This window comes from Nocardia sp. NPDC050713 (assembly GCF_040654315.1).
Taxonomy (GTDB): Bacteria; Actinomycetota; Actinomycetes; order Mycobacteriales; family Mycobacteriaceae; genus Nocardia.
The window spans coordinates 152,730-171,454 of the sequence record NZ_JBFAHS010000013.1 but is presented as its reverse complement, the minus strand read 5'-3'; the positions used below and the strand labels follow the sequence as shown (position 1 = coordinate 171,454).

At 68.5% G+C, this 18,725-nt stretch carries 20 protein-coding genes; 11 read left to right on the top strand and 9 right to left on the bottom strand.

All coding sequences use genetic code 11. The features are described 5' to 3' along the window. Window positions 1-10: 10 nt before the first annotated feature. From AB0H49_RS23810 to AB0H49_RS23795, 4 genes are all read right to left on the bottom strand, one after another. Entirely contained in the window at window positions 11-433 is a 423-nt protein-coding gene (locus AB0H49_RS23810; RefSeq protein ID WP_354998711.1) for a hypothetical protein, read from the bottom strand. Between the two features lie 100 nt (window positions 434-533). Then, a complete protein-coding gene (locus AB0H49_RS23805; protein ID WP_357254441.1) occupies window positions 534-887 on the bottom strand; it encodes a UBP-type zinc finger domain-containing protein in 354 nt (117 codons plus the stop codon). Between the two features lie 28 nt (window positions 888-915). After that, on the bottom strand, window positions 916-2,394 hold the full coding sequence (locus AB0H49_RS23800) for an ATP-binding protein (protein WP_357254439.1): 1,479 nt from the start codon (window positions 2,392-2,394) through the stop codon (window positions 916-918). A 16-nt stretch (window positions 2,395-2,410) separates the two neighbouring features. Further along, window positions 2,411-4,078: an FAD-dependent oxidoreductase gene (locus AB0H49_RS23795; protein WP_357254437.1), complete on the bottom strand. Its 1,668-nt coding sequence runs from the start codon at window positions 4,076-4,078 to the stop codon at window positions 2,411-2,413. 477 nt (window positions 4,079-4,555) lie between these two features. On the opposite strand from AB0H49_RS23795, the gene AB0H49_RS23790 reads away from it, so the two are divergent. Beyond that, window positions 4,556-5,011 (top strand): SRPBCC family protein, encoded by a 456-nt coding sequence (locus AB0H49_RS23790; RefSeq protein ID WP_354998716.1) that lies wholly within the window; start codon window positions 4,556-4,558, stop codon window positions 5,009-5,011. Window positions 5,012-5,189: 178 nt separating this feature from the next. Here the strand turns inward: AB0H49_RS23790 and AB0H49_RS23785 are convergent, their stop codons facing one another. Further along, window positions 5,190-6,218 (bottom strand): beta-ketoacyl-ACP synthase III, encoded by a 1,029-nt coding sequence (locus tag AB0H49_RS23785; RefSeq protein ID WP_357254435.1) that lies wholly within the window; start codon window positions 6,216-6,218, stop codon window positions 5,190-5,192. A 217-nt stretch (window positions 6,219-6,435) separates the two neighbouring features. Here AB0H49_RS23785 and AB0H49_RS23780 point away from each other — a divergent pair, with 217 nt between their 5' ends. The 6 genes from AB0H49_RS23780 (at window position 6,436) to AB0H49_RS23755 (ending at window position 11,439) form a co-directional block, all read left to right on the top strand. Then, window positions 6,436-6,708: a GlsB/YeaQ/YmgE family stress response membrane protein gene (locus tag AB0H49_RS23780; protein WP_067791145.1), complete on the top strand. Its 273-nt coding sequence runs from the start codon at window positions 6,436-6,438 to the stop codon at window positions 6,706-6,708. A 99-nt stretch (window positions 6,709-6,807) separates the two neighbouring features. Next, the gene (locus tag AB0H49_RS23775; protein WP_067791146.1) at window positions 6,808-7,521 is read left to right on the top strand and encodes a phosphatidylserine decarboxylase; all 714 of its coding nucleotides are present in this window, start codon (window positions 6,808-6,810) and stop codon (window positions 7,519-7,521) included. Continuing rightward, window positions 7,521-8,423 (top strand): phosphatidylcholine/phosphatidylserine synthase, encoded by a 903-nt coding sequence (locus AB0H49_RS23770; protein WP_354999029.1) that lies wholly within the window; start codon window positions 7,521-7,523, stop codon window positions 8,421-8,423. The genes AB0H49_RS23775 and AB0H49_RS23770 overlap by 1 nt, the downstream gene beginning before the upstream one ends. 67 nt (window positions 8,424-8,490) lie before the next feature. Beyond that, window positions 8,491-9,372, top strand: coding sequence for an RNA polymerase sigma-70 factor (locus AB0H49_RS23765; RefSeq protein WP_357254432.1), 882 nt, complete (start codon window positions 8,491-8,493; stop codon window positions 9,370-9,372). 96 nt (window positions 9,373-9,468) lie between these two features. Continuing rightward, on the top strand, window positions 9,469-10,554 hold the full coding sequence (locus tag AB0H49_RS23760) for an FAD-dependent oxidoreductase (RefSeq protein WP_357254430.1): 1,086 nt from the start codon (window positions 9,469-9,471) through the stop codon (window positions 10,552-10,554). 147 nt (window positions 10,555-10,701) lie between these two features. After that, entirely contained in the window at window positions 10,702-11,439 is a 738-nt protein-coding gene (locus tag AB0H49_RS23755; protein ID WP_357254428.1) for a Clp protease N-terminal domain-containing protein, read from the top strand. Between the two features lie 245 nt (window positions 11,440-11,684). Here the strand turns inward: AB0H49_RS23755 and AB0H49_RS23750 are convergent, their stop codons facing one another. Further along, complete coding sequence (locus tag AB0H49_RS23750; protein WP_357254427.1) at window positions 11,685-12,359, bottom strand: suppressor of fused domain protein; 675 nt, start codon at window positions 12,357-12,359, stop codon at window positions 11,685-11,687. A gap of 144 nt (window positions 12,360-12,503) precedes the next feature. Between AB0H49_RS23750 and AB0H49_RS23745 the strand changes: the two genes are divergently transcribed. The 3 genes from AB0H49_RS23745 (at window position 12,504) to AB0H49_RS23735 (ending at window position 15,376) form a co-directional block, all read left to right on the top strand. Further along, window positions 12,504-12,806, top strand: a complete 303-nt coding sequence (locus tag AB0H49_RS23745; RefSeq protein ID WP_141808449.1) for a hypothetical protein — start codon at window positions 12,504-12,506, stop codon at window positions 12,804-12,806. A 238-nt stretch (window positions 12,807-13,044) separates the two neighbouring features. Next, a complete protein-coding gene (groL, locus tag AB0H49_RS23740; protein ID WP_354998722.1) occupies window positions 13,045-14,670 on the top strand; it encodes a chaperonin GroEL in 1,626 nt (541 codons plus the stop codon). 109 nt (window positions 14,671-14,779) lie between these two features. Continuing rightward, window positions 14,780-15,376 carry a Uma2 family endonuclease gene (locus AB0H49_RS23735; RefSeq protein WP_357254424.1) on the top strand — a complete coding sequence of 199 codons (597 nt, stop codon included), beginning with the start codon at window positions 14,780-14,782 and terminating at the stop codon, window positions 15,374-15,376. 99 nt (window positions 15,377-15,475) lie between these two features. Here AB0H49_RS23735 and AB0H49_RS23730 read toward each other — a convergent pair whose 3' ends face one another. From AB0H49_RS23730 to AB0H49_RS23720, 3 genes are all read right to left on the bottom strand, one after another. Further along, window positions 15,476-16,285: a DUF6585 family protein gene (locus AB0H49_RS23730; RefSeq protein WP_357254422.1), complete on the bottom strand. Its 810-nt coding sequence runs from the start codon at window positions 16,283-16,285 to the stop codon at window positions 15,476-15,478. A 105-nt stretch (window positions 16,286-16,390) separates the two neighbouring features. After that, window positions 16,391-17,080 carry a ZIP family metal transporter gene (locus AB0H49_RS23725; RefSeq protein WP_354998725.1) on the bottom strand — a complete coding sequence of 230 codons (690 nt, stop codon included), beginning with the start codon at window positions 17,078-17,080 and terminating at the stop codon, window positions 16,391-16,393. Window positions 17,081-17,164: 84 nt separating this feature from the next. Then, window positions 17,165-18,139, bottom strand: a complete 975-nt coding sequence (locus tag AB0H49_RS23720; RefSeq protein ID WP_357254420.1) for a superoxide dismutase — start codon at window positions 18,137-18,139, stop codon at window positions 17,165-17,167. A gap of 109 nt (window positions 18,140-18,248) precedes the next feature. Between AB0H49_RS23720 and AB0H49_RS23715 the strand changes: the two genes are divergently transcribed. Then, window positions 18,249-18,710, top strand: a complete 462-nt coding sequence (locus AB0H49_RS23715) for a MarR family transcriptional regulator (protein WP_354998727.1) — start codon at window positions 18,249-18,251, stop codon at window positions 18,708-18,710. Window positions 18,711-18,725 lie beyond the last annotated feature (15 nt).

Sequence of the window (18,725 nt, the reverse complement as noted above, 5' to 3'; positions counted from 1 at the left end):
CTAGCGGCGGCTAGATGATGCGAGCGGCGACGGCCACCGGCTTGTCCGCGTTGCTCGGCGACAAGCAGACCAGCTTGGCGGTGCCGAGCGCGACGTTCGGGCTGCCCGCGAACGAGCTTTCCGGGTTCTCGGCGAGGATCTGCTCGATCACCCGCTTCTCGGCTTCGCCGTCGAGTTCCTTGAACTCACCGCACGTGGTGCGCGAGGCCGGGCCGAGGCCGGAGGTGTCGGCGGACTCCGTGGTCGCCGGAGCGCTGTCGGGGGTCGTTGGCGCCGAAACGGTCGTGGTCGGAGCCTGCGTCGCGCTGGCACTGGTGCCCGTGCTGCCCTTGCGTAGGCCGCTCGCATCGGAGGACTCGTCCGACCCGCCGCAGCCGGTCGCCGCCAGAGCCACCGCTCCCGCGGCCAGGACGATGACGGAAATTCGCTTCATTTGGTGCTTTCCCGGGTGCCACAGAGCGCCGGAGCCTCCGGCGTCGGCAGCAGCGTACCGGGAAGGATCGGGTTGTCGGCAAGCCCAGGCGCACGCGGGCTCAGTGAATGTGCGCCTGCCAGTCGTCGGGAACCCGCCCGCGCGGGCCGGGTACGCCCTGGTCCGCGGGATGGCTGTGCGGGGGAGCCAGCTCGGGTCCGCCGCCGTACATCTCCTCGCTGCGGAAATCCCAGAACCAGTCCTCACCTGGCTCGAAGCTCTGGATGAAGGGGTGACCGGTGTCCTTGGCGTGCTTGCTCGCGTGCTGGGCCGGTGAGGTGTCGCAGCACCCGATGTGACCGCACTCGGCACAGCGGCGCAGATGAACCCACCAGCCCTGATTCTCTTCGCACTCGAGGCAGCCCGGCCCGCTGGGCGGGACAACCGGATTGATGCCTTCGATGGCTTCCGTCATGGATTCCCTCCTGTGGCGGTGCGTTCGGTCATGGGGCTTCCGGCGCGTCTTCATTGTGCTCCGGCCGGTGCAGCGGGAGGCGGACCGTGAAGCGGGTGTTGCCGGGTTCGGATTCGACTCGGATGTCGCCGTTGTGCTTGTTGACGACGATGCGGAAGGAGATGTCGAGGCCGAGGCCGGTGCCTTCGCCGACCGGTTTTGTGGTGAAGAACGGTTCGAAGACGCGGCGTCGGACGTCCTCGGGCATGCCGGGGCCGGTGTCGCCGATCTCGACGACCGCGCAGTCGTTCTCCTTGCCAGTTCGGAGGGTGAGGGTGCCCTCGCCGCGCATGGCGTAGACCGCGTTGTCGATCAGGTTCGTCCACACCTGGTTCAGTTCGGCGGCGTAGCAGGGCAGCGGCGGCAGGCTGCGGTCGTACTCCTTGACCACTTTCACGCCGTCGCCGAGCTTCCTGTTCAACATGACCAGGGTGCTGTCGAGCAGCTCGTGCAGGTCGACAACCTGGAACGGGGCCCGGTCCATCTGCGAGTACTGCTTGGCGGCGCCGACGAGCGTGGAGATCCTGGTGGTCGAATCGGCGATCTCGTTCATCAGCAGCTCGGTCTCGATGGTGTAGTTGAGCCAGCGGATCGCACCTTCGAACACTTTGTTCGGGCAGCCCTCCAAGGTGCCCCAGATCCGTTCCAGCCAGTCCACGTCGAATCCGGCCTGCACGAAGTTCGGCGCCAGCGCCCAGCCGTCGCCGATCTCGTGCTCCTCGAGCCATTCACCGAGCATGTCCTCCCGGTCGGCGGCTTCCATCGGAGTCAGCTCGGGCGCCTTGGCCACCTGGGCAGCGGCCTCCTCCTGCAACCGCACCAGGGTGACGAGCACCTCCGGCTGGAACCGCCCGTCGGCCATCATGGCCAGCTTGTGCCGCATACCCGCGACCCGCTCGCGCAGGCCCGAGGTGGCGCGCACGGCAGCGGCGGCCGGGTTGTTCAGCTCGTGGGTCAGACCCGCCGAGAGCGAACCGAGCGCGAGCAGGCGTTCCCGTTCGGCGACGCGCTGGGCGGTGTTGCGGTTGCCGAAGAACGCGCCCTCCAACAGGTGCACCGCCATCGGGAACCACTCGTGCATCATCCGCGCGAAGGTGCCCGCGTCCAGCACGTAGAACCGGGACTTGCGGGTGACGTACATCGACCCGGTGTAGTTCGGATCGGCCTTGTCGCCCAGGTACGCGCTCCACGCGCCCGCGTAGACGCCCTTGTGATCGGTGCGGTTCAGCTCGATCTCGGTGCCGCTGGACAACTTGGTCAGCCGCACTTCGCCGTCCATCAGGACGTAGAAGCAGGTGGCCGGGTCTCCCTCGCGGTAGACGAGTCCCGGCTCGATGTACTCGATGCGCCCGTCCGCGCACAGCCAGGCCAGCTGGTCGTCGTCGAGCTTCTCGAACAGGAACAGGGTGCGCAGCTCGGCGGGGTCGCAGACGAGATGCGAACGGCGCGCCGCGTTTTCGATGGTCACAACTGTCCTCCTGAGATCACGCCAGGTACCGGTGCACGAGCATGACCGCCATCGCGCCCTCGCCGACCGCCGAGGCGACCCGCTTGGCCGACTCGGCGTGCACGTCGCCCGCGACGAACACGCCCGGCACGCTGGTTTCCAAATGGTGTGGCGGGCGGGGCAATTCCCAGCCCGACGGACGCGCGCCGTCGACCATCAGATCGGGACCGGCCAGCACGTATCCGGATTCGTCGCGCTTGACGACGCCGTCGAGCCAGTCGGTCTGCGGCGCCGCGCCGATGAAGAGGAAGAGACGCTCGGCCTCGGCCTTCTCCTCCGTGCCTGTGACGTTGTCGCGCAACACGATCCACTCCAGGTGATCGTTGCCGTCCGCGGCGGTCACCTCGGTGTTGGTGTGCACCTTGATATTCGGGATCTGCGCGATCTGCTGGATCAGGTAGTGCGACATCGACTTCTCCAGCGAGTCCCCGCGCACCACCAAGTGCACCGTGCGGGCGTTGCGGGACAGGAAGACCGCCGCCTGTCCGGCCGAGTTGGCCCCGCCGACGATGTAGACCTCGTGGTCGGCGCATTCGGACGCCTCGGTCATCGCCGAGCCGTAATACACGCCGCGGCCGGTGAATTCGTCGACGCCGGGCGCGGGGTGGCGCCGATAGTCGACGCCCGTCGCGATGATCACGGTGTGGCCGCACAGGGTGCCGCCGTCGGCGAAACGCACAGTGCGCGCGGAACCGTTGACCTCGAGCCCCACCACCTCGCGCGTGGTGATCACCTCGGCGCCGAACTTGGTGGCCTGCCGCCGCGCCCGGTCGGCCAGCTGCGCGCCGGACACCCCGTCGGGGAACCCGAGGTAGTTCTCGATGCGCGAACTCTGCCCGGCCTGTCCGCCGGTGGCGGTGCGTTCGACGAGCACCGTGCGCAGGCCCTCGGACGCGCCGTAGACCGCGGCGCCGAGCCCGGCGGGACCGCCGCCGACCACGATCAGATCGTAGAAATCGCCGGTGGGGGTGACGTTGAGCCCGACGCTCTCGGCCAGCGCGCTGTCGGTCGGCTGGACCAGCGCGTCACCGGCGGCGGTGATCACCACCGGACATCGGTTCGGGTCGGCGCCCGCGGCCTCCAGCAGCCGGGCGCCCTCCGGCTCGTCGGCCAGGTACCAGCGATAGGGCAGTTGGTTGCGGGCCAAGAACTCGCGCAACTGCGAACAGCGCGGCGACCAGCGGTTGCCGACCACCTTGGTCTCGGTCACCGGCCGGTGTTCGCTGCTGCGCCAGGCGTCGAGCAGGCCGTCCAGGACCGGGTAGAGCTTCTCCTCCGGCGGATCCCACGGCTTGAGCAGGTAGTGGTCCAGGTCGACGACGTTGATCGCGTCGATCGCGGCGTTGGTGTCGGCGTAGGCGGTCAGCAGGACGCGGCGCGCGTACGGGTGCAGATCCATGGCCTGCTCGAGGAATTCGATGCCGTCCATGCCGGGCATCCGGTAGTCGGCGATCAGCACGGCGACCGACTGGCCGCGCAATTTCATCTCACGCAGGGCTTCGAGCGCCTGCGGGCCGGATTCCGCGCGCAGAATCCGGTAGTCGGCGCCGTAGCGACGGCGCAGGTCGCGGACGACCGCCCGGGAGACGCCCGGATCGTCGTCGACGCTCAGGATTGCCGGTTTCGTAGCAGCGGGTGAAGTCACCCCAGAAGTATCTCGCCTCGGCGTCGGGTGTGTCGCCGAAGTTTCCCGTCCCCCTGATCACCCCCGAGGTGTGGGTCACACCCGGTGTTGGAGCACCATCTCGAGTTCGCTCGGCGTGAGCAGCCGCTCCAGCCGTTCCTCTTGGGCGAGCGCCTTCGCGGCTCGGCGCGGTATGGAACCGGGCGCCGCGGGCCCGTCGTCGGATTCTAGCGAGGGAAGCAGTGGGACTTGGTCCGGCTGCCGACGATGAAGAAGCGAGCGAAGATTCACGGCCGATCACCTCACGCTGGACGGGAAAGTTGGTGGCTGTGCTTGTGCTTCGTCTATCCGCCATTGTGCGCGGCCCATTACGACGGGAGGTAACCAAAAAGCCAAAATGTGACACAGTTGTCTTCCAACGGCGCCCGTTTAGGATGTCTGTTACTCGTCGTACACATGTGTCCGGTTTGTCCGGACCGCGCAACACCGGAGGCAGCGTTGCCCAACCACCTCGAAGCGTCCGTCGACATCGCCGCACCGCCGGAGCGGGTGTGGCAGATCGTCTCGGACCTGAAGCGCATGCCCGAGTTCAGCCCGATGACGGTCCGGATGATTCCGCTCGGCACGCCCAAGGCGGGCACCTGGACGGTGAACTGGAACAAGGACGGCTGGAAGCGCTGGCCGACGACGTCCCGCATCGTGCGGTTCGAGCCGAACCAGGCCTTCGCCTTCCGGATGAACGAGAACTACACGGTCTGGAGCTACACCCTGGAGCCGACCGCGACCGGCACCCGGCTGGTGGAGCGGCGCGACGTGTCCAACGGCGTCGCCTGGGCGGTGCGCAAGGCCATCGACACCATGCTCGGCGGCGAGCAGGCGTTCGAGGCCAACCTGGTTCGAGGCATGAACGCGACGCTCGCCAAGATCAAGGCCACGGCCGAGGCGGGCGCCTGATCTTCGCTCGATCGGCGGGCGGCACACGAACGCCCTCGCCCCGAGCGGGACGAGGGCGTTGACGTTAGTCATCAGGCGCAGCCGGACGTAGTCCGCCGCGGAGGTGCGCACAAACACGCTGCAGGACGGTAGCCCGCCCTCGGTCCGCGCATGGCCGGAGCGAGGGCGGAGGTACGCCTTACTTCCAGTTCGGCAGCGTGACGACCTGCGCCGCGTAGGAAAGCCCCGCGCCGAAGGCGATGAGCAGCGCGGTGTCACCCGGCTTCGACTCGCCGTTGCGCAGCAGCGCCTCCATCGCGAGCGGGATGGACGCGGCCGAGGTGTTGCCGGTCTCCTCGATGTCGTGCGCGAGCGCGCAATTCTCCGGCAGCTTGAGCACGCGCGCCATGATCTCGATGATCCGTCCGTTGGCCTGGTGCGGGATCATCGCCTGCATGTCGTCGGTGGTGAGTCCGGCGCGGTCGATCGCGTCGCGGCACACCTTCTCCAGCGAGTGGGCGGCCCACCGGAAGACGGCGGTGCCCTCCATGGTCAGGTACGGCCGGACCGCGTCGAGGCCCTTCTCGTCGATCTCGGCGAAGTACTCCATCCAGTCCTTGTCCTGGCGGATCGCGTGGTGCTGGGTGCCGTCCGAGCCCCACACGGTCGGGCCGATGCCCGGCGCCTCGGAGGGGCCGACCACCACGGCGCCCGCGCCGTCGGCGAACAGGAACGCCGTGGAGCGGTCGCTCATGTTGATCGTGTTGGTCAGTTTCTCCACACCGATCACCAGCACGTTCTTCGACGTGCCGCACCGCACGAGGTCCGACGCCAGCGCCAGCGCGTGACAGAACCCCGCGCAGCCCGCGGAGACGTCGAACGCGGCCACGCCGTTCATGCCCAGCTCGGTGGCGATGCGCGGGGCGGCCGCGGGTGTCAGCAGCAGATGTGTCGACGTGGCGACGATGACGCAGTCGACCTCGTCGTAATCCACGCCCGCCGCTGCCAGCGCGTTCTGCGCGGCGGCCACGCTCATGCTCTGGATCGTTTCGTCTTCGGAGGCGAAACGTCGGGTCTTGATGCCCGACCGGGTCTGGATCCACTCGTCACTGGAGTTGATCGGTCCCGCAACTTCGTCGTTGGTGACCACACGGGCCGGGCGATAGACGCCGAGCCCGAGGATCGCGGTGTGCTCAGCCCCGGTGGTCTGGGCGATTCGAGCAGACATGATGCGTCTCCTAATACCTGCGGCGCTGCAGCCGGGGATCCGGCGGAGCCTCGAACTCCTCATCGATGTGCCATGGCTACGAACTTAGACATGAGGCTCCCTCATATTACCCGAGGGTTGGCGGGCGAGTGCGTATTCTCACAATCGCCGGGTATATCGCCGAAAGCACGTCCTTCTACTGCTCGGCGTGCATCCCAACTAGTGATGCGAGGTCACCATGCTCGGTCTCGGGATTATCGGCTGGATCATCATCGGTGGTCTTGCCGGCTGGATCGCAAGCAAGATCATGAAAACAGACGCTCAACAGGGCATCCTGCTGAACATCGTCGTCGGCATCATCGGCGGTTTGCTCGGCGGTTTTCTGCTCAAGTTGCTCGGCGTCGACGTCGAGGGTGGCGGGCTGTGGTTCAGCTTCTTCACCTGCCTCGGGGGCGCGGTGATTCTGCTGTTCCTCGTCGGCCTGGTCACCGGCCGCCGGGCCTTGCGCTGACCGGACGAGTCACAGGCTCCTCCCGTAAGGTGTGATCGCTTGCGCCCGACCTATCGTTGAAGGGCGCAACCGAATGCATCCAGCACGAAAGAGGAGCCTGTGGCACGCCGTCCCACCCCGCCCGGCACGCCCGAAACCACCGGAGTCGGCCACGTCGTCGACTTGGTCAGGGCCGCCATTCCCCCGCTGCATCCCGCGGGTCTGCCCTTCGTCGCCGCGCCGCTCGCGGTCGCGGTGGTGGGCGGCAAGCGCAAATGGGTGCGCCGGACGGGTCTGGTCGCCGCGGCGGCCTGCGCCACCTTCTTCCGGCACCCGAAGCGTGTCCCGCCGAACAGGGCGGGCGCTGTGGTCGCCCCCGCCGACGGCGAGATCGCCTTGGTCGACACGGCCGCGCCGCCCGCGGAGCTCGGGCTCGGCGATCAGCCGCTGCCCCGGGTGAGCATCTTCCTCTCCGTGCTGGACGTGCACGTGCAGCGCACGCCGGTCTCCGGCACTGTCCGCGCAGTGCACCACCAGGCGGGTCAGTTCCGCTCGGCCGATCTGCCCGAGGCCAGCTCGGTCAACGAGCGCAACAGCATGCTGCTCGAGACCCCGGCGGGCAAGCAGCTCGTCGTGGTCCAGATCGCCGGTCTGCTTGCCCGGCGCATCGTGTGCGACGCGCAGGTCGGCGACGTGCTCACCATCGGTGACACCTACGGTTTGATTCGCTTCGGCTCCCGGGTCGACACCTACTTCCCCGCGGGCACCGAGCTGCTGGTGCAGCCGGGGCAGCGCACCATCGGCGGCGAGACCGTTCTGGCCGTGTTGTCATGATGGAAGCGGCTGTGCCCACCCAACGGCGCAGGCGCCGCAGCGTCCGGCTGCTTCCGAGCATCGTGACCATCCTGGCGCTGGCCTCGGGTCTGTCCGCGGTGAAGTTCGCGCTGGACGGCGAGCTCGATATCGCGCTGGCCATGGTCGGCGCCGCAGCGGTGCTCGACACCCTCGACGGCCGCTTGGCCAGGATGCTCGACGCCACCACCAAGATGGGCGCGGAGCTCGATTCGCTGTCCGACGCGATCTCTTTCGGCGTCGCGCCCGCGCTCGTGCTGTACATCGCGCTGCTCGACCAGAACAGCGCGGGGTGGATCGTCGCGCTGCTGTTCGCGGTGAGTATCGTGCTGCGCCTCGCCAGGTTCAACACGCTGATGGACGACGACACCAGGCCCGATTGGTCGCGTGAGTATTTCGTCGGCGTGCCCGCTCCGGCGGGCGCGCTGATCGCGCTCGTGCCGATCGGGCTGTACGTGCAGTTCGGTGACGGCTGGTGGGTCGGCTTCTACGAGGTCGCGGCCTGGACGGTGTTCGCGGCGGCGTTGTGCGTCAGCACGATTCCGACGCTGGCGATGAAGTCGGTGTCGGTGGCGCCGCAGGCGGCGGCCGGGCTGCTCGTGCTCGTCGCGGTGGCGGCGGCCCTGCTGGTGACCTACCCGATCGTGCTGCTGCTGATCCTCGTCGCGCTGTACCTGGGCCACATTCCGTTCGCCTGGCACTCGCAGCGCTGGGTGGCCGCGCGGCCGGAGACCTGGCAGCACAAGCCCGCCGAACGCCGGGCGCAGCGCCGGGCGCAACGGCGTCGTCCGGCGATCCCCTCCGGTTTCCGCGGTTCGACCGCGCGGCTTCGGCTGCGCAGGCCCGGCGGACGCCGGGAACAGGCCGACGACGTTCTGCGCTGACACAGGCACCGCGCGCTGACCGAAGACTGACGGCGACGCGAGCGGCGAGCGCGGAGGAAGGTGAGGCGTGGAACCCGACGGACTGCGCGAATTCCAGGCGCATCGCCCGCGGTTGTTCGCGCTCGCCTACCGCATGCTCGGCTCGGCGACCGAGGCCGAGGACGCGGTGCAGGAGACCTTCCTGCGCTGGGACGGCACCGACCGGGCCACCATCCGCTCCGCGGAGGCCTGGCTCACCACCGCCGTCGTGAATCTCTGCCGCACCTGGCTGGTTTCGGCGCGGGCGCGGCGCGAGACCTACGTCGGCCCGTGGCTGCCCGAGCCCGTGCCCACCGCGGACGGCGAACTGGGTCCGCTGGAGACCGTCGAGGAACGCGAGCTGGTCTCGCTGGCGCTGCTCACCGCGCTGGAACGGCTGAATCCCGTGGAGCGCGCGGTCTTCGTGCTGCGCGAGGCGTTCGGGTACGCGCACCGCGAGATCGCCGACATGCTCGACCTCACCGAGTCGGCTTCCCAGCAGACCTACCGCAGGGCCGGTCAGCGCGTCCGCGACGGCCGGACCCGATTCGCGATCGAACCCGCCCACGCGCGAGCGCTGATCCAGCGTTTCCTGGACGCGGCGCGTTCCGGCGAGATCGATGAGCTAGGCCGGATGCTCGCCGCCGACGTCACCGCCACGGCGGACGGCGGCGGCCGGATCAACGCCGCGCGGCGGCCGGTGCACGGCGCCGACCGGGTCGCGCGCTACCTCGCCGGTCTGTTCCGCTGGGCGGTCCCCGGCATGGAGATCGGGATCGAAGAGGTCAACGGCGCACTGGCGGTGGTCGTGCGGGTCGCCAAAAATCCCATGCTGATGGTCGGTTTCGAGCTCGACGGCGAACTCGTCGGCGAGCTGTACCTCGTCGTCAATCCGGACAAGCTGGCCTACCTCGCCGCCGTTCGGGCGTAGCCGTTCTCCGGTGTGACGCGGCTCATGCCGCGGACTGTCAGGAAACGGGGGCCTATCCGGTCTGAGTGGTGTCGGCCTACGAGAGGAGCCACCATCATGACCGGGAATCAGCACATCGTCGTTCTGGGAGCCGGGTACGCGGGTCTTGCCGCGGCCAAGCGGCTGGCCGCGGCCGCCGGTGACGCGCGGGTCACCGTTGTCGACGCGCGCGCCGAGTTCGTGGAGCGGGTGCGGTTGCATCAGCAGGTCGCCGGGCAGCGGGTACGTCGCTGGGACTTGGCGGAACTCCTGGAGCGCAAGGGCATTCGATTCGTCCGGGCGCGGGCTACGGGCATCGACACGGTCGGCAAGCGGATCGAGCTGGATCGCGGTGCCGCCGTCGACTACGACATCCTGATCTACGCGTTGGGCAGTCTCGCCGATCCCGTCGGCGTCCCCGGCGCGGCGGAGTTCGCCAAGACCGTTGCCACGCCGGAGGATTCGGCATGGACCGCGAAGGGAACCGTCGCCGTCGTCGGCGCGGGCGCCACCGGCATCGAGCTGGCCGCGGAACTCGCCGAGTCCCAGCCGGATTCGCGCGTGCTGCTGCTCAGTCCCGACGAGCCCGGCGCTTGGCTCTCGGCGACGGCGGTCGCGCACATCCGGAAGGTGTTGGAGCGCTTGGGTGTCGAGATCCGCACGGACGCGAAGGTGGTCGAGGTGACCGCGGACGGGGTTCGGCTGGTGAACGGTGAATTCGTCGCCGCCGACACCACGGTCTGGACCACCGGGTTCGGCGTGCCCGATCTCGCCGCCCGCGCCGGTCTCGAAGTGGACGGTGCGGGCCGGGTGCTGACGGACGAGTCGCTGCGCTCGCTCTCGCATCCGGACATCTACGCCGCGGGCGACAGCGCGGTGGTCGCCGGTCCCGGCGGGCGGTCGTTGCGGATGGCCTGCGCGACAGCGCTGCCGACCGGCAAGTACGCGGCCGACGTGGTCGCGGCGCGGATGCGCGGGCGGGACCCGCGTGACCTGCGGTTCCGTTACGTCTTGCAGTGCATCAGCCTTGGGCGGCGGGACGCGGTCGTCCAGTTCGTGCACGCCGACGACACACCGGCTCGGACCGTGCTGCGCGGTCGGCTCGGGGCGGGGGTGAAGGAGCTCATCGTGCGCGGCGCGGCGGCCGCCGCCGGGTTGCGGTAGCGGCCGCTGAGCCGGCTTCGCGGCGGCGCGGCCTGTGATCGCGTGCTGCCTGACCAGGCGGCGAGGCGGGGCGAGTAGCAGTAGAAGCCGGACCAAGATCGTCAACTAATGGTTGACGCAGAAGTGTCGTCAACCTATGGTTGACGCATGACTTCTTCGATTCGTCTCGACGACCTCATCTCCGCCATAAAGAAGGCTCGGCCGGACAACGTGCTCGAACAGCTCTCCGACGCGGTCATCGCCGCCGGTCACCTCGGCGAAGTGGCCGATCACCTGATCGGCCACTTCGTGGACCAGGCTCGCCGCTCCGGCGCGTCCTGGACCGACATCGGCGCCAGCATGGGCGTCACCAAGCAGGCCGCGCAGAAGCGGTTCGTCGCGAAGGGGCCCGGCGATCCGGCCGACGCCGCCGCGATGGATCCGAACGCGGGATTCGCCAAGTTCACCCCCCGCGCCCGCGCGGCGGTGATGGCCTCGCAGCAGGCCGCGCTCACCGCGGGCAACAAGCTCATCGGCCTTCCCCATCTGGTGCTCGGGCTGCTGAGCGAGCCGGAAGGCCTTGCCGCCAAAGAGATGCTGACCGCGAAACTCGACCTGGAGGAGGTGCGCGCCGCCGCGACCGCCGCGCTGCCGCCCGCCGAATCCGGCGACGAGGCGCCCACCGGTCTGGTGCCCTTCGATTCCGAGGCCAAGAAGGCGCTCGAGCTGACCTTCCGCGAGGCACTTCGCCTGGGGCACAACTACATCGGCACCGAGCACATCCTGCTCGCCATCCTCGAACAGGAGAACGGCGCCGGCCTGCTGACCGACCTCGGCATGGACAAGGCGAAAACCGAAGCGCACCTGGTGGAACTGCTTTCGGTGATCGCCGCGCAGAAGCCGTGAAGCCGGGGCGTCCCGGCGTCCGAATCGTGCTCGCCGCCCTCGTCGCCGTGGCGCTCCGCACGGTCGTGCCGAAGCGCGGTCCGTGTGCGGATCGGATGATTCTGTCGCTGAGAGCATTTCGGTACGCGTCCGCCGCACATGCGCGCCGCCGCCGCGTCGTCCGCGCGGCGGCCCGCCGTGCCCGGGACCTATACCCGCCCATGCGCGACAGCGCCGCACGGGAGCGGGCCACCCGTCCGCGGGACCTACGCCCGCCCGCGCAACCCGCCGCCCCACCGCGGCCACTGCGCCTGCGGTTTGGGGGCGGCGATCAGCGATTGCCGGTCGATGTCGGTGACGAACAGCGGTAACCGCGGTGCGAGACCGTCCAGCAGCGCGAGCAGCTTCCCGCCCAGCGCGGCCTGGTACTCGGTCATCGTCAGACCCACGATCTGAAGGAAGGCGACCCGGCCGTTGGGGGTCGCGATGGTGCCGAGCTCCGGATCGGCGACGAAGCCGACGGCTTGGATCGCCGAATCCGGCCGGTCCGCGGCGAGGGAACCGTTGGCCTTGATGGTGTGGCCGGGCTCGAACCACTTGCCCGATTGGAAGACGTACCTGGCGAGATTCTGCAGGAAGTGCGCGGGCCAGATCGGCGCCTGCGCCTCGGCGGGATCGCCCGCCAGCCGGAAGGTGAACTCGAACCCCCACCCGGAGACGTCCGGATCGTCCCATTCCTTCGTGCCGAGCTCGCTCATGCCGTACCCGACGTAGTGCCAATGCGGGACCGGATCGGTGCGCGGGTACGCGCTGACCCCCTCCAGCGGGTCCGGCCCGCCCAGTGACCAGGGGTGCCCGACCGTCCAGTGCACCGGTTGTAGCTCGCCGTACAGCTGTGCCAGGACGCCATCGATCGCATCCCGGCCGGGTCCAACACTCACCCGGTCACTTTAGGGGGTCGGCGCGGACGGAAATTCCCGCAGACTCCGCCCCCAGCCGCCGATTGTCGGTGACGAGGCCGGGTTGCGATGTGCTGGTCGCTTGCTCCACCGGGGTGTGTCACCGCCGACCGCTAAGCTATAGCGATGGCGGATGAATCGACTGATACGGATTCCGACCTAGTCGCGGGCGAACGCCGCGCCGACTTGTTGCGCGCTCTGTCCTATGTGTCGACGGAATCCGGACCCGACGGCGAATACATCGTGAACGGTGATCTTCCGCCCGAAGTGGCGCCACCGTTCATTCGGGCCGTCATGCGCATCGAGGCCGAACTGCTGCTGCACGACGCCGAGCTCGTCACCGTGGACAACGAGGAACCCAGAACACCGGAGGATCGTCGCACCGACGCGCTTGTCGCGCTGTTCCTGCGCATCGACGACCGGCACTGAGACGCGGACCGCGGAGCGCACCGTGGAGGCTCGGACCTTGCACTCGACACCCTCGAGTGCTAGAAATGGCTTTGGCACTCTCGACCTGTGAGTGCCAGGGTCGGGACGGTGAGACCGGGTTTCATCGACACCCCCGGTCGTCCGTCGCGGGCACCGAACCTGGCCAGCGTAACTGGGGCGATCCAACCAGCGGTCGTCCTGTGTGTCAGCCATACACATGGAGGATCTCAACAACGCCATGGCCAAGACAATTGCGTACGACGAAGAGGCTCGCCGCGGCCTCGAGCGTGGTCTGAACAGCCTCGCCGACGCGGTCAAGGTGACGCTGGGCCCCAAGGGTCGCAACGTCGTCCTCGAGAAGAAGTGGGGCGCCCCCACGATCACCAACGATGGTGTTTCCATCGCCAAGGAGATCGAGCTGGAGGACCCGTACGAGAAGATCGGCGCCGAGCTGGTCAAGGAAGTCGCCAAGAAGACCGACGACGTCGCGGGCGACGGCACCACCACCGCCACCGTCCTGGCTCAGGCGCTGGTGCGCGAGGGCCTGCGCAACGTCGCGGCCGGCGCGAACCCGCTGGGTCTGAAGCGCGGCATCGAGAAGGCCGTCGAGGCCGTCACCGCCAAGCTGCTCGACACCGCCAAGGAGGTCGAGACCAAGGAGCAGATCGCTGCCACCGCCGGTATCTCGGCGGGCGACGCGTCCATCGGTGAGCTGATCGCCGAGGCCATGGACAAGGTCGGCAAGGAAGGCGTCATCACCGTCGAGGAGAGCAACACCTTCGGCCTCCAGCTGGAGCTGACCGAGGGTATGCGCTTCGACAAGGGCTACATCTCCGGTTACTTCGTGACCGACCCCGAGCGTCAGGAAGCGGTCCTCGAGGACCCGTACATCCTGCTGGTCGGCTCGAAGGTCTCGACCGTCAAGGACCTGCTGCCGCTGCTGGAGAAGGTCATCCAGGCCGGCAAGCCGCTGCTGATCATCGCCGAGGACGTCGAGGGCGAGGCCCTGTCGACCCTGGTGGTCAACAAGATCCGCGGCACCTTCAAGTCCGTCGCCGTCAAGGCCCCGGGCTTCGGTGACCGCCGCAAGGCCCAGCTCGCCGACATCGCCATCCTGACCGGTGGCGAGGTCATCAGCGAAGAGGTCGGCCTCTCGCTGGAGACCGCCGGTGTCGAGCTGCTCGGCCAGGCGCGCAAGGTCGTCGTCACCAAGGACGAGACCACCATCGTCGAGGGCGCGGGCGACGCGGAGGCCATCCAGGGCCGCGTGGCGCAGATCCGCACCGAGATCGAGAACTCCGACTCGGACTACGACCGTGAGAAGCTGCAGGAGCGTCTGGCCAAGCTGGCCGGCGGTGTCGCGGTGATCAAGGCGGGCGCGGCCACCGAGGTGGAACTCAAGGAGCGCAAGCACCGCATCGAGGACGCCGTCCGCAACGCGAAGGCTGCCGTCGAAGAGGGCATCGTCGCCGGTGGTGGCGTGGCCCTGCTGCAGTCGGCTCCGGCGCTGGACGCGCTGAACCTCACCGGTGACGAGGCCACCGGCGCGAACATCGTGCGCGTCGCGCTGTCGGCTCCGCTGAAGCAGATCGCCTTCAACGCCGGCCTCGAGCCCGGCGTGGTCGCCGAGAAGGTCTCGAACCTGCCCGCGGGTTCCGGCCTGAACGCCGACTCCGGCGAGTACGAGGACCTGCTGGCCGCCGGCGTCGCCGACCCGGTCAAGGTCACCCGCTCGGCCCTGCAGAACGCGGCCTCCATCGCGGCCCTGTTCCTGACCACCGAGGCCGTCGTCGCCGACAAGCCGGAGAAGGCCGCCGCTCCCGCCGGCGACCCGACCGGTGGCATGGGCGGCATGGACTTCTGATCCCCGGATCAGCGAGTTCCCGCTAGTCACGAAGGCCGGTCCACCCTCGGGTGGACCGGCCTTCCGCATAAGATCTGCGGTGCCGCCTGCTCGAGAGCGAGGGGACTCCATGACCACATTGCCCGCCTGGGCGAACGATCCGGAGATGCTGCTCATCACCGAGGACGGCTATGACGCGCTGCCCGACGAGGTGCAGAAGCAGATCGAAGTCATCGACGGACGAGTGATTCTCTGCCGCAGTGGAAGTTCCGAACACAACATAGTGGCCCGCAGGCTGGCCAATGCGTTCGAAGCGGCCCGTCCGCAGGAGCCGTGCATTCGCGTCGTCACCGATTTCGAGATGCACTACCAAAGAATTCGGCCGCATACGCCCGGGTTCTCGTTCCGTAGGCCTGATGTCGTGGTTCACCGACGCATCGAGCGGGGCCGCAAGCTGAGCACCGACAGTGTGCTGCTGGTCATCGAGGTGGTCTCACCGGGCTCCGAGTACGTCGACACCGTCGACAAGCGCGCCGAATACGCGGCCGAGGGCATACCCGTCTACTTGGTCGTGCATCTCGACGACGAACTGCGGGTAAAGATCATCCAGGAATACCGCCTCGACTGGGCGAGCGCGGCCTACCGCCGCGCGGAGCCACACCAAGAGGTGCTCGTCCTGAACGAACCGTATCCCCTGAAGGTCGAGTTCAGCGCGCTCGACGTCTAGGACCGCCGTTGGGCGCTGTCGGTTCGTCCGGACGCCCGAGGGCACTGGCCGGACGGCACCCGACGGTACGTAAGCCGAGGGCGCCCCGGGCAGCGCCTTTCAGGTGGTGGCGGGGAGGCGGAGGCGTTCGGCTAGTTCGTTGAAGATGTAGAAGTTGGGGATGGCGGCGACGGGGGTGAGGGAGATCCAGGTGCCGTCGACTTTTATGCGGACCAGTCCGCTGCGGGCGTCGATGAGCTGAATGCGGTCCCAGGGATAGACCTGATTGTGGAAGCTCAGGGCGACCAAATCGAGGCCGATATCGCCGAAGTGGACGGTTTCGCCGTTGTCGATTTTGAGGACCGCGCGCGGCAGTTGGGTGCCGGTGACGGCGGACTGGATCGCCCTGCCCCATTCGCGCGCGTCGGCGAACTCGGTGTCGTCGAAAGCCGCGTGCGCGCCGTTGGGTCCGCTCATCTCCAGCGAATACTCGACGCGCGAGGTGTTCTGGAACGGGATGACCTGCTGGCGCACTTCGGCGGTGTCCCAGCGGAATCCGGCGATCTGCTCACCGGATCGGTACACGGTCATGCCGTGGTCGAACAGATCGAGCCGCGCCGAGCGGTTCTGCTGGTTCTGCCGGCCGCGCACCGAGGCCAGCGTGGCGGGCAGCAGTGCGACGACGCCGACCGCGACCCCACCCGCGAAGGATCCGACCGCAGCACAGATCACACCGACGGCCGCGAGTCCGCCCGCGACGATCCCGCACCCGCGCACGAAGGTGTCGCTCACCGGTGCGGGGAGAAATGTTTGGCGGTGTGTGCCGAGCTTTTCGTACTCGGCCATCAGGTGTATCAGCTGCGACAACGGTATGGCGCGCCGGACGCCGGTTCCGCCTTCACCGTCCTCCGGCATGCTCGGAGTGGTCAATAGTCCCTCCATGAGGCGGTTTTCATCCGCGCGAAGCGTATTCCACCGGACCGAATATCGCTACCGCAACCCCTGGTGAATTGGCGCGCCGGTGTCATCGCGTATTCACCCCGCCAGCACGAAGGCGACCAGAAAACCTGCCGCCGTGGCCATTCCGACCCACCAGCCGCCCTCCCGATAGGCCTCCGGCATGAGCGAATCGGCCAAAACCGCGATGGTCGCACCGCCCGCGAAAGCCTGCACGGTGCTGATATGGGTGTCGGAGAGATTGTCCGAGAGACTGTTTCCAAGCACCGTGACCAGCACGAGAACCGCGCCGGTCGCCGCCCACAGCCCGAACGCGCGAGCCTGTTCGAATCCGTGCTGGCTGCGCATGAGCGCCGCGCCGCCGATGGCTTCTGGCACGTTGCCTACGGCCACCGCGACCAGCAGCACCAGCCCGCCGCCCGAGGTCAGCGAGACGCCGAGCGCGGTGTTCTCCGGCACGCCGTCCAGGATGGTGCCGAGCATCAGCGCCCAACCGATGGCCGCCGCGCCCAATTTCGTCTCGATCAGATGGTTGGCGACCACGTAGACCCCGGCGCCCGCGAACAGCGCCGCCCCGGCGATCACCGCGCCCGCCTGGTGAAAGGCTGGTTCGAACAGTTCCGAGGACACCGCCGCGATCATGGTGCCCGCGCCGAACGCCATCAGCGACGCGAGCAGCGGCCTCGGCAGCGACCAGCGCAGCCCGATGGCCGCGCCGATCAGCAGCGGTACCGCGGTGCCGAGACCGTAGAGCAGTGCCTTCAGCATGCGCCTCACCATAAGCGAAATCGCCGCTTCGGCTTCGCGCCTGCGCCGTCCGAGCCAGTCGAGCGCCCGGACAAGGCAACTCGCTCAGATGCCGGCGACCGAGACGACGCGGAAGGCGCTCGGCGTGCCGGGACCCATCGGCCCGCCCTTGTCGAACTGCGAGGCGACCACCAGCGTGCGCTCGCCGTCGCGCACCAAAGTGGTTGGAATGCTCAATGTCTCGTCGGTGAGGCGTTCGTCGAGCCGCGCGGACGCACCGTCCTCGGTCAGCGTCCAGCGCGAGATCGTGTTGGTGGTGTTGTGGACCGCCCACAGCGTGTCGCCGCGCAGGTCGAGGCCGTCGCCGTTGGTCATATCGCCGCCGTGCAATTCGACTTTCCGGATCGGCGCGTCGGCGGTGAGGTCGACGCGATAGAGGTCGCCGCCGACCATGTCGACCACCAGCAGGTACCGCCCGGACGGGTCCGCGACCAGGCCGTTGAGGCTGAAACCCCCTGGTTCGCGCGGTTCGATGACGCCGCCGAGCTCGAATCGTGGTGTCAGCTCGCCGCGTCCGCCCTGCGCGGCGACCGCGCGCACCTGCTCGGGAGTCACCCGGTAGACCACGGCGCGCACGCTGTCGGTGAGGTAGGCGGTGCCGTCCGGCGTGAGGACGACGTCGTTGACGAAGCGCGGTTCGGCGCCGGGCACGTCGAAGCGGGCGATCAGTGCGCGAGAGCCGGTGTCGTACACGGCGACTCCCGCGGTCGAGTCGGTCACCCACAGGCGGCCCGACCCGTCGACCTTCAATCCGTTCGCGGTTTTTCGCCCGTCGGCGCCCTCGGGCAGGAACACCTCGGCCCGCTCGGCGTCGGCTGTGGCGCGGTAGATCGCGCCGGTGCTGTAGGAGCCGACGTAGGTGTCGCCGGTGCGGGCGTCCAGTGCGATGCCCTCGGGATAGGCGCGCTCGCCTGGCAATTCGTAGGCGGTGGTCACCCGCGGTGCTTCGTCGGGCGAACCGCAGGCCGTCAGCGCGGCGAGCGCGAGGAGGGCGATCGGAAGGGTGCGCGTGCGGGACATGCCAGGACCTTTCGAATGAATCCATATCGAAGAACGTCAACGAACGTAGATTAGAGTTCTAATATCCGTCAAGACTCGAACGATGTGACGAGCGGATACCATGCCAGGCATGACCCCTATGCCCGCCTCCGAACGCATCGGCTCCTATGTCAAGCGCGCGGAGCAGGCCCTGGCCACGGCGAAGAACGCCGCACTGAAGCCCGCCGGGGTCACCGTCGCGCAGTACTCCGCGCTGCTGTTCCTCGCCGAGAACCCAGGCATCTCGGCGGCGGCCTTGGCGCGACTCTGCGGCGTCACCCCGCCGACCATGAACACCGTGCTCGGCAATCTGCAGGAGCGCGGTCTCATCGAGCGAACCCCGCACGCCTGGCACAAGAACGTCCTGGAGACCCGCCTCACCGAGCTGGGCGAGTCGGTGATGAAGGACGCCGATGCCCGCGCGATCCGGGTCGAGCGTTCGGTGGCCGCCGCGTTCACCGCCGCCGAACGCGACACCCTCATCGATTTGCTGACCCGCTGTGCCGACGCCTTCGACGCGGCCCGCCCCGAGGACGCGCCCGCGCCGAAGTAGTCGTCGTGACGATGC